15 protein-coding genes are annotated in these 14,089 nt (G+C 69.4%); 7 read left to right on the top strand and 8 right to left on the bottom strand.

All coding sequences use genetic code 11. From position 1 onward, the window contains the following. Together IJH84_RS13620 and IJH84_RS13615 are read right to left on the bottom strand one after the other, a co-directional pair. Positions 1–1,882 (bottom strand): helicase C-terminal domain-containing protein (locus IJH84_RS13620; protein ID WP_295144857.1); only part of this gene is annotated, 1,882 nt, incomplete at its 3' end. Between the two features lie 381 nt (positions 1,883–2,263). Further along, a complete protein-coding gene (locus tag IJH84_RS13615; RefSeq protein WP_200072716.1) occupies positions 2,264–2,866 on the bottom strand; it encodes a TetR/AcrR family transcriptional regulator in 603 nt (200 codons plus the stop codon). Between the two features lie 118 nt (positions 2,867–2,984). Here IJH84_RS13615 and IJH84_RS13610 point away from each other — a divergent pair, with 118 nt between their 5' ends. Continuing rightward, positions 2,985–3,725: an SDR family oxidoreductase gene (locus tag IJH84_RS13610; RefSeq protein ID WP_295144853.1), complete on the top strand. Its 741-nt coding sequence runs from the start codon at positions 2,985–2,987 to the stop codon at positions 3,723–3,725. Positions 3,726–4,059: 334 nt separating this feature from the next. Next, the gene (locus IJH84_RS13605) at positions 4,060–5,598 is read left to right on the top strand and encodes an FAD-binding protein (RefSeq protein ID WP_295144850.1); all 1,539 of its coding nucleotides are present in this window, start codon (positions 4,060–4,062) and stop codon (positions 5,596–5,598) included. Between the two features lie 92 nt (positions 5,599–5,690). On the opposite strand, the gene IJH84_RS13600 is transcribed toward IJH84_RS13605, so the two are convergent. The 4 genes from IJH84_RS13600 to IJH84_RS13585 are packed head-to-tail and all read right to left on the bottom strand — an operon-like array spanning position 5,691 to position 8,687. Beyond that, on the bottom strand, positions 5,691–6,887 hold the full coding sequence (locus IJH84_RS13600; protein WP_295144847.1) for a sedoheptulose 7-phosphate cyclase: 1,197 nt from the start codon (positions 6,885–6,887) through the stop codon (positions 5,691–5,693). Next, positions 6,888–7,535, bottom strand: a complete 648-nt coding sequence (locus IJH84_RS13595) for a VOC family protein (protein ID WP_295144844.1) — start codon at positions 7,533–7,535, stop codon at positions 6,888–6,890. It abuts the gene before it with no gap. Then, positions 7,528–7,938 carry a cupin domain-containing protein gene (locus IJH84_RS13590; RefSeq protein WP_295144841.1) on the bottom strand — a complete coding sequence of 137 codons (411 nt, stop codon included), beginning with the start codon at positions 7,936–7,938 and terminating at the stop codon, positions 7,528–7,530. Before IJH84_RS13590 ends, IJH84_RS13595 begins: the two co-directional genes overlap by 8 nt. Next, on the bottom strand, positions 7,935–8,687 hold the full coding sequence (locus IJH84_RS13585; protein ID WP_295144839.1) for a cupin domain-containing protein: 753 nt from the start codon (positions 8,685–8,687) through the stop codon (positions 7,935–7,937). Before IJH84_RS13585 ends, IJH84_RS13590 begins: the two co-directional genes overlap by 4 nt. A 610-nt stretch (positions 8,688–9,297) precedes the next feature. On the opposite strand from IJH84_RS13585, the gene IJH84_RS13580 reads away from it, so the two are divergent. Together IJH84_RS13580 and IJH84_RS13575 are read left to right on the top strand one after the other, a co-directional pair. Further along, complete coding sequence (locus tag IJH84_RS13580; protein ID WP_295144836.1) at positions 9,298–9,960, top strand: O-methyltransferase; 663 nt, start codon at positions 9,298–9,300, stop codon at positions 9,958–9,960. Positions 9,961–10,002: 42 nt separating this feature from the next. Next, a complete protein-coding gene (locus IJH84_RS13575; protein WP_295144832.1) occupies positions 10,003–10,623 on the top strand; it encodes a cupin domain-containing protein in 621 nt (206 codons plus the stop codon). A 25-nt stretch (positions 10,624–10,648) separates the two neighbouring features. Here the strand turns inward: IJH84_RS13575 and IJH84_RS13570 are convergent, their stop codons facing one another. Further along, positions 10,649–11,218, bottom strand: a complete 570-nt coding sequence (locus tag IJH84_RS13570) for an isochorismatase family protein (protein ID WP_295144828.1) — start codon at positions 11,216–11,218, stop codon at positions 10,649–10,651. 29 nt (positions 11,219–11,247) lie between these two features. Then, positions 11,248–12,549: a nicotinate phosphoribosyltransferase gene (locus tag IJH84_RS13565; RefSeq protein ID WP_200072725.1), complete on the bottom strand. Its 1,302-nt coding sequence runs from the start codon at positions 12,547–12,549 to the stop codon at positions 11,248–11,250. 102 nt (positions 12,550–12,651) lie between these two features. Here IJH84_RS13565 and clpS point away from each other — a divergent pair, with 102 nt between their 5' ends. The 3 genes from clpS to IJH84_RS13550 all read left to right on the top strand — a co-directional run. Beyond that, complete coding sequence (gene clpS, locus IJH84_RS13560) at positions 12,652–12,939, top strand: ATP-dependent Clp protease adapter ClpS (protein WP_200072726.1); 288 nt, start codon at positions 12,652–12,654, stop codon at positions 12,937–12,939. Positions 12,940–12,945: 6 nt separating this feature from the next. Then, complete coding sequence (locus IJH84_RS13555) at positions 12,946–13,509, top strand: DUF2017 domain-containing protein (RefSeq protein WP_200072727.1); 564 nt, start codon at positions 12,946–12,948, stop codon at positions 13,507–13,509. A 231-nt stretch (positions 13,510–13,740) separates the two neighbouring features. Further along, positions 13,741–14,089, top strand: a 349-nt coding sequence (locus tag IJH84_RS13550; protein WP_295144822.1) for a P1 family peptidase, incomplete at its 3' end; no start/stop codon positions are given.

The raw sequence follows: 14,089 nt of genomic DNA, 5'->3' as shown, positions 1-14,089 counted from the left end.
TGGGGAAGTCTGGGTATAGCTGGAAGGGCTGGTCGTGCAGATAACTGATGGCTGCGTCGCAGATCTCGCAGAAATTATGGGGCAGGATCTTCGTGGAGAGTCCTACGGCGATGCCTTCTGCGCCTTGGGCCAGCAGCAGCGCCGCGTGCGTCCCGGCGACGGTGATGAACCCGTTGCCGCCGTGCGCGGACACCGCCTTCTGCCGCGCCGAGGCGAGCGGGTCGTCCGGCCGCGGGAACGGGATGCGGTCCATCACCACGAGTTGCAGCGAGTCACCGGGCACGTCCACGCCCTGCCACAGCGACAACGTGCCGAACAGCGAGGTTTCCGGTGATTCGGAGAACTTCGCCACCAGCTGCGCGGTGTTGTCCTCGCCCTGGCACAGCACCGGCGTCGACAGCCGCTCCCGCAACTGTTCGGACGCCTGCTTGGCCGCGCGCATCGAGGAGAACAGCCCGAGCGTGCGGCCACCCGCGGCCTGCACCAACTCGGTGAGCTCGTCCAGGTACTCGTCCGGAAGTCCGGCTTTGCCCGGCGGCGGCAGGTGCCGTGCGATGTAGAGGATGCCGCTGCGCCGGTGCTCGAACGGTGAGCCGACGTCCAGCCCGGTCCAGGCGGTGCTGGAGCTGTCGGAGGGTGCTTCCTTGCGGCTGGCCATGTCCTCGGCCGCGGCCGCCTGGCGCTCCGGCGGCAGGCCCCACTGCCGGGCCAGCGTGTCGAAGGACCCGCCGAGCGCCAGCGTCGCCGAGGTCAGCACCGTCGTGCGCTGCCCGAACAGCCGCTCCCGCAGCAGCCCGCCGACGCCGAGCGGGGCCACCTTCACCGCTCGCGGCCGGTTCGGCTCGGCGCTGATCCAAACCACGTCGCGGCGCTGGCCCTCCGGTTCGTCGAAGGCGTCCAGCAACCGAACCGCGGTGTCGTGCAGCTCCTCGGTCAACGCCAGCGCGAGCCTGCGGGCCGTGCTGCCTTCGACGTCTTCCTTGCGCTCCGGCCCGAGCGCGGTCATGCACGCCGCGCCCGCGTCGCGCAACGCCGTGAGCGCCCCGCCGAGCGCTTCCGGCATCGCCTCCAGCCGCTCCGCAGGCGCGTCCTCCAGCACGGTTTCGAGTCCTTCGGCCGCCTCGTCGAGCCGGTCGGCGATGCTCTGGTCGATCGCGCGCCCGCAGCGCCGCGCGGCGAGTTTCGCCTGGCCTCCGGTGAGTTCTCCGGTGGCGGCCGAGGTCACCCGGTCGACCAGGTCGTGCGCCTCGTCGACCATGACCACGTCGTGCTCGGGCAGCACCGGCCGGTCGTCGAGCGCGTCGATCGCCAGCAGCGCGTGGTTGGTCACGACCACGTCGGCCCGGCCCGCTTCACCGCGGGCGCGTTCGGCGAAGCAGTCGGTGCCGACGGGGCAGCGCTGCACCCCGAGGCATTCCTTGGCGGTCACCGAAACCTGCCGCCACGCCTGATCGGTCACGCCCGGCACGAGTTCGTCCCGGTCGCCGGATTCGGTCTCGGTCGCCCACTCCCGCAGCCGCTTGACCTGCCGTTCCAGTGCGGAGGCGGCGAACGGGTCGAACAGCGCGCCTTCGTCGGGTTCTTCCGGGGCGTTGCCGTGGACCCGGTTCAGGCACAGGTAGTTGCGGCGGCCTTTGAGGATCGCGAACGTCGGCGGCCGCCCCAACGCCTCGGCCAGCGCGGTCGCCAGCCGCGGCAGGTCGCGGTCCACCAGCTGGCGCTGCAGCGCGATCGTCGCGGTGGAGATCACCACCGTGGTGGCCGCGGTGACGGCGTGCCGGATCGCGGGAACCAGGTAGGCGAGGGATTTGCCGGTGCCGGTTCCGGCCTGCACGGCCAAGTGCTCACCGGATCCGATGGAGTGCTCCACGGCGTCGGCCATCCGCGCCTGACCTTCGCGCTCGGTGCCGCCGACCGAGCGGACCGCGATCTCCAGCAGCTCGGCCAGCTCCGGTACCTGCTCCGGTGGTTTCGCGGTGCTCGGCTCGCTCCGGTGCTGAGCCTGCTGCGGCCCGCCCTGCTTCGCGAGATCAGCGGCGATCTCCGGCGGAAGATCGTCGGAGTCGTCGGGCGCGAACACGTCCGGATCGGACCACTGCGGAACGGAACCAGGCACCCTCCGACGCTACCGCGCGGCCACGTCAAGGCTGCGGGGCACACACCGGCGCGAGTCGGGCGGTGACGCATGGATGGGCGTGGCCGCAGCCAAGCGGCTGCTACGCCGCCTGCCCGGCACTCGCAGCACCGCGCCGTTCCCGGCGGGTCAGGAAGGCGCCGCCGGCCAGGCGCTCATGGCGTGATCGATCACGCCTTCCAGGTCCGCCAGGGACGCGCCGTCCTTCGCCTGAATGGACAGCCCTTGCAGCACCGTCGCGTAGAAGGTCGCGACCGATGCGGTGTCGGTGTCCGCCCGCACGTCGCCTTCGGCGATGCCGCGTTCCAGGCGTTGCCGCAGCGTCGCGAGCACTTCGCGGCGCAGCCCGGCGAGGTGCTCGCGAACACCGGCGTTGCGGGCGGTGCCGACGTTCGCAGCCAGCACGATCATGCAGCCCCGCGGAGTCGCCGGGTCGGTGTAGGACCGCGCGTAGCTGCGCAGCATGGACTCCACCGCCAGCCGCGCGGTCGCAGCCCGGTGCAGGGCGTCGTTCGCGGCGCGGCCCTCGACGGTGTTGTACCGCTCGGTCGCGGACCGGAACAGTCCCTCCTTGCTGCCGAACGTCGCGTACAGGCTCGGTGCGTTGATCCCCATCGCGGCGGTGAGGTCGCCGATGGAAGTCCCCTCGTACCCGCTGGCCCAGAAGACCTCCATCGCCTTGTGCAGCGCGACCTCCCGGTCGAAGGCCCGCGGTCGTCCGCGTTCGGTCATCTCGTGCCCTCCCCGGCCGGTGTCGCGGCTTCCTGCCGCAAATTCTGCTTGACGGCCACCAGTGGTGACGTCAGACTACTTCTGTATCGACCGATACAGAACAATCGATGGGGGAACGATGGCGGAGCTCGCGGGCAAGAAGGCACTCGTGGTCGGCGGGAGCAAGGGCATCGGGGCCGGAGCGGCGAGCGGTCTCGCGTCGAACGGCGCGGACGTGGCGATCACGTACTCGGGTTCGAAGGACAAAGCGCATTCCGTCGTGCGCGACATCGAGGCTTCGGGGGTGCGCGGGGCGGCCCTGCCGCTGGACGGGATGGACGCGGACTCCGCCCGCGTCGCGGTCGACGAGGCCGCCGACCGCCTCGGCGGACTCGACATCCTGGTCAACTGCGCCGGCATCTTCCCCTACGGGTTGATCGAGGACGTCACGCTGGAGCAGTTCGACCAGGCCATCGCGGTGCACGTGCGGACCGCCTTCCTGACGACGCAGGCCGCGGTGCGGCACATGTCCGGCGGCGGCCGGATCATCCACATCGGAACCTCGTTCGTGGAACGGGTGCCGTTCCCCGGCGTGAGCCTGTACACCTTGAGCAAGTCCGGGCTCACCGGTTTCGCCAAGGCGCTGGCCCGGGAACTCGGCCCCCGCGGGATCACGGTCAACGTGGTGCACCCGGGGCCTACGGACACGGACATGAACCCGGCGGATTCCGAAGGGGCCGACGGGCAGCGCGCCATCACCGCGCTGGGGCACTACGGCGTGGTGGAAGACATCGCGAACACCGTCGTGCACCTGTCCGGTGCCGGTGGGCGCCACATCACCGGTGCCTCGATCCCCGTGGACGGGGGCTGGGCGGCCTGATTCGACGGCCGGTGCGCAGCGGGCTCCGCCGACCGTGCAACGGTGCGGAGAACCGGGGGTTCGTGGGAGAAGTCAGCGCTGCTGCTGGGTCAGCGGCACGGGGGCATCACTAGCACTGGGCATCACTGGGTCATCACTACTGGGGCGAGTTCCATCGAGCCGGGGTGCGCCCGAAACCGCACCACCGGCCGAGTACGGGCCCAAGGCTCTGGGGGCCTGATCGCGTTCCGGGCCTGCGCGGCCCGAGCACCGCGGTTCACGGGCGAGCTCGTCGGCAATTCTCGCGCGCAGCGCCCTGGGGGTCGCTGCACTGGACTGAAGAGGTATTCCTGCAATGGCAACAATTTCAAAAGAAGCGCGGCAATACCCGGACCTGACCAGCGGGTACAACCAGCGGTGGTCGGGGACTCCGGAATCCGTCGTCCTGGTCGAGTCCGTGGAGCAGGTCGCACCGCTGGTGCAGGAAGCCGTCCGCGACGGCAAGCGGATGACGGTGAACGGTGCCGGGCACTGCTTCGAGGACTTCGTCTACAACAGCGACGTCGATGTCGTGATCAACATGAAGCACCTCGACGCCGTGTACTACGACCCGGCCATGAACGCCGTCGCCGTCGAAGCGGGTTCGAACCTGCTCAACGTGTACGAGAAGCTCTACGAGCGGTGGGGCGTCACCCTCCCCGGCGGCCTCTGCTATTCGGTCGGTGTCGGGGGACACGTTTCCGGCGGTGGATGGGGCGCGCTGGCCCGGCGGCACGGTTTGATCGTCGACCACCTCTACGCGGTCGAGGTCGTCGTGGTCGGCGAAGGCGGTGAGGTCCGCCGGGTAGTGGCCACGAGGGAGGAAGACGACCCCAACCGGGACCTGTGGTGGGCGCACACCGGCGGTGGCGGCGGCAATTTCGGCGTGATCACCCGCTACTGGTTCCGCAGTCCCGGCGCGACCGGCCGCGAACCCGGCGAGATCCTGCCGCGCCCACCGCGGCACGTGCTGCTCAGCGCAGCCGCGCTGTCCTGGGACGAGATCACCGAAGCAGGCTTCACCCGGCTCGTGAACAACTACGCCGACTGGCACGTGCGCAACTCCCGGCCGGGCAGCCGGGCCGCAGGTCTGTTCGGGCTGGCCGTGCTCAACCACCGGTCGAACGGGCAGATCGGCTTGATCACCCAGGTGGAAGCCGATCTTCCGGGGGCGGACGACCTGCTAGCGGAATACCTCGACGCGATCACGGACGGGGTCGGTGCACCGCTCCAACCGATGACCGCGTCGATGGGGGAGTACAACGCGATGCCCGGGTGCTACGAAGCGCAGCGCTTGCCGTGGCTGCAGGCGACGCGCTTCCTGGGCACCAACAACGTCGACCTGAACAATCCGACGTTGCGCGCCGATTACAAATCCGGGTACATGCGCGGCAACTTCCCGGACAAGCACGTCGCGACCATGTACCAGAGCCTCACCAGCACCGACATCGACAACTCGACCGCCACCATGCACCTGCAGGGCTTCGGGGCCCAGGTCAACGCGGTGCCCGAGTCCGCGACCGCGTTCGCGCACCGGAGTTCGTTCTTCAAGCTCTACTGGCAAGTGCTGTGGGACGACCCGGCGGACGACGACGAGCACCTGACCTGGTTGCGCCGGTTCTACGCGGACCTGTACCGGGACACCGGCGGGGTGCCGGTGCCGAACGAGCTCACGGACGGCTGCTACGTGAACTACCCGGACGTGGACTTGAACTCCGCGGAGCACAACCAGTCGCAAGTGCCCTGGTACCGGCTCTACTACAAGGAGAACTACGAGCGGCTGCAGCAGGTGAAGAAGCGGTTCGATCCGCGCGACGTGTTCCGGCACGCCCAATCCGTGCGGCTGCCGGACTGATGGGACCGGCCCGTACCGGTGCGGTGCGATCGCCCTGGTGGCGCATCGCACCGCACCGGTCGCGGGGCCGAGCATCGCCGCGTGGCCGCGCATCAGCCGTTCTTCGCCAGCTCAGCCAGCGACTCGCCCGCCACCTCGAGTTCCCGCTCGTCGACGTCGTCGACGAACCGGGCGGCCCCGATGCCGACGGGAAGCGGCAACCGCTGCCTGCCGCCGCGGTGGCGGGTGGTGTCCCCCAGCGCCGAGATCAGCAGCTCGCTGGTGCACAGCGGGTGCGAGATCGGCAGTTCCAGCGCGCGCATGAGCCGCAGCACGCGGCTCCGTTCGGTAGCGGTGACCAGACCTCGCCCTTCGGCGAGCAGCGTGCTCAAGGCCATGTCGATGCTCACCGCTTCGCCGTGCAGCAGTTCCGGCAACGCCCGCATCTCCAGCGTCGGGCTGAACGAATGACCGTAGTCGACGACGCGTTCCAGCGAGCTCTCCCACAGGTTCGGCTGCAATTCGTCCAACATGCCGCCGATGGACCGTTCGAGAACTTCGGTCGCGGCTTCCCGGTGCCGGCCGTCGCGCTGGAACTTGGCCGCGAGGAGCCCGGCACCGTGCCAGTCCAGCAGGTCGAACAGCCGGCGATCCCCGATCAGCGCCATCTTGAGGATCTCGGCCAGCCCGTTGCTGAGATGCCTGCGGCCGACGGTTCGCAGGAACGACGGATCCAGCACGACGCGATCGGCCGCGTGATAGGTCCCGATCCGGTTCTTGTGCTCGTCGAAGTTGACGCCGGTCTTCACTCCGATGCCCGCGTCGACGAGACCGATCAGCGTCGTGGGCACCCGCACCACCGGCGTGCCCCGACGGTACAGGCTGCCGGCGAAACCGACGACGTCCAGCAGCACACCGCCACCCGCCGCGACGATCGGCTCGTTCCGGCGGTCGATGCCGAACCGATCGAGCGCTTGCAGCACGGTGCGCACGTTGCCCCAGTGCTTCGTCGTCTCGTCGCAATTCAGCACGCAGGTGGCGGACGGGATCGAATGCCGCTCGAAGTAGTCGGCGAACGAACGGCCGTAGTGCCGGTGCACCTCGGAATCAATCACGAGGAGTCGTCGCGCCGTTGGCGACACGCCGCGCGGAACGGCCCGCAGCAGCGCCGGATTCGCGGGATCGAGAATGCCGTCGCAGAGCGCGACGTCGTAGCTGACGGGCCGGGTCGCCGTTACGGTCCAGCGGTTGCGGGATGCTTCGGATCGATCCCGCCACGGCGCGAACGATTCCGTTGCGGTCGGCGTCATCTAACGCTCCTTCTCTGTCAGGTTCGCGCCGGTGTTCCCGGACGGGTGCGGATCGCCGGCCGCATTCGCGTCGGCGCTGCTCGGGATCGCGTCGCGGTTTTGCTCGGCCCTGTTGTCCCAGCGTGGGGCCGGTCCGTACTTGCGTGCGGCGGTGCGCTGTTCGTAGGGCATTCCCGCGGGCATGTCGACCACTTCCAGCTGCATTCCCCACGGCGCGGTGAAGTACATCCACCTGTTCCCGGCGAGCGGGCCTTCTTCGATCGTTTCCGGTTCGCCCTGCAACCGCACTCCCGGCTGGTTCCGCAGGTATTCGGCGGCGACGTCCACGTCGTCGACGTAAATGGCCAGGTGGTGACCGCCGTGGTCGCTGTTCTCCGGTATCCGGCGCTGCTGGTCCGGGGCCGTGTACTCGAACAGTTCCAGGTTCGTGGTGGGGCCCAGCCGCAGCATCGCGATCCGGGCCGTCGCTCGTTCGTGCACGTTGAGCTTGCGAGTCATCCAGTCACCGGCCAGGTCCTGGACCGGACCTTCCCAGTAGATCGTTTCGGCACCCAGCACGTCCACGAAGAAGGCGACCGCCCGCCGCAGATCGGGCACGGTGAAGGCGACGTGGTCGACGTTTCGCGCTCCGGGGATTCCGCTACCCATCCCCGGCCCCCGCGGGCCGTTCCACGGGTTTCCGGATCGGCAACCGGCCGGTCACCGATTCCGGGAAAACCGCGATCAGCAACAGTTCCAATTCGACCTCGCCGGTGTTGCGCAACACCGTGCCCGAACCCGCGGGCGCTAGCACCAGCGCCCCGGGACGCAGGGGAGCGGGCCGGTCCCGCCGGGTATCGGACAGCTCGCCGCTCCCGCCGAGCACCAGCACGGCCAGCTCGACACCGGACTGCCCGCGCGCGTCCTGCGCGGCGCCGGGCGCCAGCAGCAAGTAGTCCACGGCTTCGCATTCGCTGTAGAGCATTCCGCGCCGAGCCAGGCAGCGCGATCTGATCACCCCGGTGCGCTCGTCGGCGGTCAGCACCAGTCCGCGCGAGTCGGTGACGATCATTGCCTGCCTCCCGCGGCGCCGGGGACGGCCAGGTTCACGACGAACAGTTCCAGCGGTTCCCGCTGGGACGCGGCTTCGATGGAAACCGTTCCGCCGAGCGGCAGCGTCAGGCCCACTCCGGAGCGGAGCGCGACCGTTTCCGAGGACCCGCGTGCGCGTCCCTGGCCGCCGAGTGTGTAAACGGTGTGCTCTTCGGCGTCGGCGGAAAGCTCCAGCGGCTCTCCAGGGCGCAGGCGCACCAGCCGCGCGAGCCGCAGCGGACCGGTCAGGTGCTCGGTGGTGTCCACTTGGCCTGCCTGGCGCAGATCGATGACCACGGCGTCGCTCATTGCTGTCCTCTCCGGCTCGTGTCGGGGTGTTTCTCGCGGGGTGTCGAGCACCGCTGCGGTGTGCGGTCCCGAGACTTCGATGACCAGCCAGACCAGTTCCTCGTCACCGGTGTTGCGCAAGCCGTGGCGGGTGCCCAGGCCGTTCACGATGAGGTGGCCCGGCCGGACCTGGTGCGTCCGTCCGTTGAGCGTCATCTCTCCGTCGCCGGAGACGATGAAGTACAACTCTTCGGTGCGCGAATGAATATGTTCTCCGCTCACCCCGCCCGGCGGTAGTGCGGACCACTCGACCGCCTCCCAGTAGCCGAACAAACTGCCCCTGCGAGCCAGCACTTTCCAGCGGGCCAGGCCTTCGCCGCTGTGCATTCCGTGGATGTCCGACGGTTCGTTGAGGTCTGCGACGATCACTGCGTCTACCAAGGATCGTTCCCTCCGTGTACGAGCGTGCGAAAACGGCGGAAGCGTGAATTGGGTGGCGCTTCGCCACGCGGTCGGGCCAGAAGTGTCGATCGATCGCACACGGCGCGCTGCGCTGCGTTCCGCGGTGGACCGCGCGGCCCTGATTCCTTCCCCAGTCCCGCACATCCCGAGATGTCCGGTGTGCTGCCGAGTTTGGGGCGGGGCATCCGGCGTGTCAAGCGAAATGCGGCTCCGCGACCGCTTCGCGCTCCGATTTCACATTCGCACCGGGGCCGATCGGTTGTCGTTTGGTGCTAACGGCTCACGTGCGCGCGGCGGATTTTCCGGCGGCTTCCGCTGTGCAGGTGAATAATTGCTCTGAAGTGGTGAACGGCAACCAGACGGATCCGATGCCCGGACGCAAGGAGTTCTTGTCGAAAAATTGCTCCAGTGTCCTGAATCACATTACGATCTTCGATTTGCCGCCGCTAACATCGGCGGCATCACCCGTGCCATGGGGGTTTCCGGGTGCATTCCGATGATCCGCGCCGAAGCGATTCGCGGGGCCTTGGCGCGCCCGCGGCATCGTCCGATTCGGTGCGCGGTCCGCGAACATCGAAGGAGTCGCCCTGTGCGAGTACAGGTCGAAGTGACGTCCGCGCTCCAGGACTACATCGCCGAAATGTCCTTGCGGGAACCCGCGGCGCTGGCCGCGCTGCGGGAGGAGACGGAGCAGATGCCCGGCGCGATCATGCAGGTCTCGCCGGAGGAAGGCCAGTTCCTCGGGGTCCTGGTGCGAGCGCTCGGTGCTTCCCGCGTGCTCGAAGTGGGCACGTTCACCGGGTACAGCACGATCTCCATCGCACGCGCGTTGCCCGCCGGCGGCAGCGTGCTCTCCTGCGACATCAGCTCGGAGGCCAGCTCGATCGCCCTGGCGCACGCCCGCCGGGCCGGCGTCGAGGACAAGGTCGACCTGCGGGTCGGTGACGCCGTCGGGGTCCTCACCGGACTCGCCGGGCGCGCGGACCGGCGCGGCTCCTTCGACCTGGTCTTCATCGACGCCGACAAGGAGGGCTACGCGGACTACTACGAGATCGCGTTGCGCCTGGTCCGGCCCGGCGGACTGATCTTGGTGGACAACGTGCTGTGGCACGGCGCCGTGCTCGACGAGGCCGAACAGGACAGCGAGACCACGGCGATCCGCGCGTTCAACGAGAAGATCCGGGAGGACGAGCGGGTGGACCTGAGCATCCTCCCGTTCGCCGACGGGCTGGCGTTCGCGGTGAAGCGCTGACCAGCCGGGATCGAGGAGGGGCGGGATCGAGGAGGGGACGGAATGGTCGTCCGGTCGAAAGAGGTCTACGACAACCCGGTCTGCGGTGAGCGCGTCGTCATCCGGCGGGGCAACGACGAAGGCGACGGGTCCGTGCTCATCTGGGACCTGTATCTGGAGCCCGGCGGCACCGTGGTGGGCGAGCACTACCATCCGACGGCCGACGAGAGGTTCGTGCTGGTCAGCGGCAAGCTGGGCATTCGGGCAGGCGGCCGGTCGCGGGTTCTCGAAGAAGTGGGCGAGAGCGTGCTCGCCGAAGCGGGCACCCGGCACTACTTCTGGAACGGCGACTCCGGCCCGACGCGGATCGTGATCCGGATGCAGGGCCGGGTGGATCGCTTCGAGCAGGCCGTGTTCCGGCAGTTGTACGGGCTGGCCCAAGACGGCAGGACCGATTCGAACGGCAAGCCCGGCCTGCTGCAGCATGCGGTGACCTCCGCCGAATACGCCGACATCGTCCGGTTCGCCGCACCGCCGTGGCCGGTGCAGCGCTTGCTGTTCGGGGTGCTCGCCCCGGTCGGACGTGCCCTCGGTTACCGGGCGTTGTGCGCGGAGTACCGCGACCGGCGCTCGCCGCTCGTCGCGGAACTCGACCCGCTGCCCCCGGAATTTCCCGAGTTGTAACGGTGCCGCTGCTGATGTCCCGGCCTCACGCCACCACCGGCGTCCCGGTCAGCGCCACCCCCGCCACCCGCAGGTCGCGGACAGCTGTGTCCACTGTGGCCGGTGCGACTCCTGCGGTCAGCGACAGCAGGACCGTCGTGGTCAGGCCCGCTTTCGCGGCGTCCAGCGCGGTGGCGCGCACGCAGTGGTCGGTGGCGATGCCGACCACATCGACGGCGTCCACTCCGCGTTCACCGAGCCAATCGCGCAGCGGCGTGCCAAGCCGATCTTTCCCCTCGAAACCGGAGTACCCGGCGCTGTACTGCCCCTTGGAGAACACCGCGCGCACCGGCCCCACCTCCAGCTCCGGGTGGAACGCCGCGCCGGCCGTCCCCGCGACGCAGTGCACCGGCCAGGACCGCACGTAGTCCGGCTGCGAGCTGAAGTGATCCCCGGGATCGACGTGGTAGTCGCGGGTGGCGACCACGTGCGCGTACTCGTTCTCCGCGGCATGGCGGGAAATCGCCGCGGCGACACCGGCCCCGCCGGACACCCCGAGCGCCCCGCCCTCGCAGAAGTCGAGCTGCACATCGACGATCAGCAGCGCAGTGCTCATCCGTGCTCCTCCACTCGGCTCGCGGGGGATCAGCTCTCCGGAAAGACGGTCGGAATCGCCGGTTCGCCACCGGAAAGCTTCAGCCCCTCCCACGGCAGGCTCACCAGTGCGTGCCGCAGGCGCTCCCGATTGTCCTCCAGCGTGGGCAGGTCATCGACCTGTTTCCCGCCGCGCACCAGTGGAATCGGCACCTCGCGGTCGTGCGGGCCCGGCTGCGGCGCGGCGAAGCCCGACCCGGTCCGGTACACCTCCTCCTCGATCGCGGTACCGGTGTTCTTGTGCCTGCGCAGCGCGGATTTGCTGCCGCCGCGGGACTCCTTGCTCGACGAGCGCTTGGCGACCGGGCGGCCCTCGACCTCGGTGAGCTTGTAGACCATGCCCGCCGTCGGCGCCCCCGAACCGGTCACCAGCGAAGTGCCCACGCCGTAGCCGTCGACCGGTTCCGCGCGCAGCGACGCGATCGCGTACTCGTCCAGGTCACCGGAGACGACCACGCGGGTTCCGGTCGCGCCCAGCGAATCCAGCTGCTCCCGCGCCTGCCGCGCCAGCACGCCCACGTCACCGGAGTCGATCCGGACCGCGCCGAGACCGGAACCCGCGACCTCCACGGCCGTCGCGATCCCGCGGGAAATGTCGTAGGTGTCCACCAGGAGTGTCGTGTCCGCGCCAAGAGCGGCGATCTGCGACTCGAACGCGGCACGCTCGGAGTCGTGCAGCAGCGTGAACGAATGCGCCGAGGTCCCCATGGTGGGAATGCGGTAGCGGCGACCGGCCTCCAGGTTCGACGTCCCGGAGAACCCTGCCAGGTAGGCGGCGCGTGCGGCGGCCACCGCGGATTCCTCGTGCGTGCGGCGGGATCCCATCTCGATGATCCGGCGCCCGTTGGCCGCCGAGACCATCCGCGCGGCCGCGGCGGCGATCGCGCTGTCGTGGTTGAGGATCGACAGCACCACCGTCTCCAGCAGCACCGCTTCCGCGAACGTGCCGCGCACGGTCAGCAGCGGCGAACCGGGGAAGTACAGCTCGCCCTCGGGATAACCGTCCACATCGCCCTGGAACCGGTAGTTGCGCAGCCAGTCCAGCGTGGTCTCGTCGACCACCCCGGCCTCCGCGAGCCGCGTCAGCTCGGCCTCGTCGAAGCGGAAGTTCTCGATCGCGTCCAGCACCCGCTGCATCCCGCCGAGCACGCCGTACCGGCGCCCGTCCGGCAATCGCCGGGTGAACACCTCGAACACGCAACGCCGCTCGGCGGTCCCGTCGCGCAGGGCACTGGCCAGCATGGTCAGCTCGTAGTGATCGGTGCGCAGTGCGGTACTGGATGCGGCCGTCATGGATCAGAGGCTACGTGCCGCCCGCGCGGTTCCCGCACAGGTCGGGCCGGGTGTGCCCGTGCGGTCGACACGGTTCCCGCGCACACGTGCGAACATGGGGACATGACTTCGCCCGCTGAACTGGAGCGCGCGCAGCCGAACGAACTCGGCAACGAGGACAAACCGTGGGTGACCGTGGTGTGGAACGACCCGGTGAACCTGATGTCCTACGTGACCTACGTGCTGCAGAAGATCTTCGGTTACAGCCGGGACCACGCGACCAAGCTGATGCTCGACGTGCACCACAAGGGACGGGCCGCGGTGTCCTCGGGCACGAAGGAGAAGGTCGAGGGCGATGTGGCGAAGCTGCACGCCAACGGCCTGTGGGCGACGATGCAGAAAGACTCGTGATCTCAAGTGAACGGCTGGACGCGCAAGAACGGGCACGTCGTCGCCGAACTGTCCCAGCAGGAAGCGGCGGTGATCCGCGGCCTGGTCGGGCAGATCAAGGACATGCTCGACGCCCGGGCCGACGAGGCCCCGCAGGACGAGCTGGCCGAGCTCACCGGCATCCGCACCGGCCCGTCCACCCCGCCCGAGGACCGGGTGCTGGAGCGGCTGCTGCCGGACTTCTACCGGCGCGACCCGGAAACCGGCGAGACCGACGAGGAGAAGCCCGCGGCCGCCGGGGCGATGCGCTCGCTGTACGAGCCGGAGCTGCTGGACCGCAAGACCGGCACCGCCGCGGTGGTGCTGGAGACCTGCCCGCGCGACGGCGGCCGGGTGGTGCTCAGCGGTGAGCAGGCCGACAACTGGCTCAGCGCGATCAACGACGTGCGGCTGGCACTGGGCACCGCCCTCGACGTGCAGGAGGACATGCCCGAGGAGCCGCCGGAGGACGACCTGCGCCGCGAGCACCTGGGCGTCTACCAGTGGCTCACCTGGGTCCAGGACTCCCTGGTCGAAACCCTCACCTCCTGAGCCGTTTCCTCCAGGAGTGAACGGACCGTTGGACCAATCTAGCCGGACCAACAGGCCGTTCACTCGGTCCACTTCGCGCAGGGCGAGTGGTGCGCGGGTGTTCGCCAGAGCGGCAGAGCCGGGGTTCGCGAAGAGTGAACGGACCGTTTGCCCAATCTAGTGGGACGAACAGTCCGTTCACTCGGGAAAGCCGGGGGTGAAGCCGCGGTGCAGATCGGGCAGGGTCGCCGCATGCGATCAGGAGCGCGGAACTCGATCACCGACGTGCGCGGCGTGCTCGTGGGGCACGAGCAGCGGCTCGACGAGCAGTGGGCGACCGGTACCAGCGTGGTGCTCACCGCGGGCGGCGCGTCCGCGGCGGTCGACGTGCGCGGCGGCGGCCCCGGCACCCGCGAGACCGATGTGCTCGAACCGACCCACGCGGTGCAGCAGGCGCACGCGATCGTGCTCACCGGCGGCAGCGCCTACGGGCTGGCCGCCGCCGATGGCGCGATGCGCTGGCTCGGCGAACGCGAGCACGGTTTCCCGGTGGGCACCGAGCCGCACGAGGTCGTTCCGGTCGTCCCGGCGGCGGTGCTGT

This window comes from Saccharopolyspora sp. (assembly GCF_017434145.1).
Taxonomy (GTDB): domain Bacteria; phylum Actinomycetota; class Actinomycetes; order Mycobacteriales; family Pseudonocardiaceae; genus Saccharopolyspora_C; species Saccharopolyspora_C galaxeae.
The sequence above is the reverse complement of the archived record's forward strand: the minus strand, read 5'-3'. Positions and strand labels throughout refer to the sequence as shown.

Excerpts from the sequence above, each read along its gene's own strand:
- IJH84_RS13615 (WP_200072716.1), bottom strand. The coding sequence starts at position 2,866 with ATGACCGAACGCGGACGACCGCGGGCCTTCGACCGGGAGGTCGCGCTG.
- IJH84_RS13595 (WP_295144844.1), bottom strand. The coding sequence starts at position 7,535 with ATGGGTAGCGGAATCCCCGGAGCGCGAAACGTCGACCACGTCGCCTTC.
- IJH84_RS13590 (WP_295144841.1), bottom strand. The coding sequence starts at position 7,938 with ATGATCGTCACCGACTCGCGCGGACTGGTGCTGACCGCCGACGAGCGC.
- IJH84_RS13600 (WP_295144847.1), bottom strand. The coding sequence starts at position 6,887 with ATGACGCCGACCGCAACGGAATCGTTCGCGCCGTGGCGGGATCGATCC.
- IJH84_RS13610 (WP_295144853.1), top strand. The coding sequence starts at position 2,985 with ATGGCGGAGCTCGCGGGCAAGAAGGCACTCGTGGTCGGCGGGAGCAAG.
- IJH84_RS13570 (WP_295144828.1), bottom strand. The coding sequence starts at position 11,218 with ATGAGCACTGCGCTGCTGATCGTCGATGTGCAGCTCGACTTCTGCGAG.
- IJH84_RS13575 (WP_295144832.1), top strand. The coding sequence starts at position 10,003 with ATGGTCGTCCGGTCGAAAGAGGTCTACGACAACCCGGTCTGCGGTGAG.
- clpS (WP_200072726.1), top strand. The coding sequence starts at position 12,652 with ATGACTTCGCCCGCTGAACTGGAGCGCGCGCAGCCGAACGAACTCGGC.
- IJH84_RS13605 (WP_295144850.1), top strand. The coding sequence starts at position 4,060 with ATGGCAACAATTTCAAAAGAAGCGCGGCAATACCCGGACCTGACCAGC.
- IJH84_RS13565 (WP_200072725.1), bottom strand. The coding sequence starts at position 12,549 with ATGACGGCCGCATCCAGTACCGCACTGCGCACCGATCACTACGAGCTG.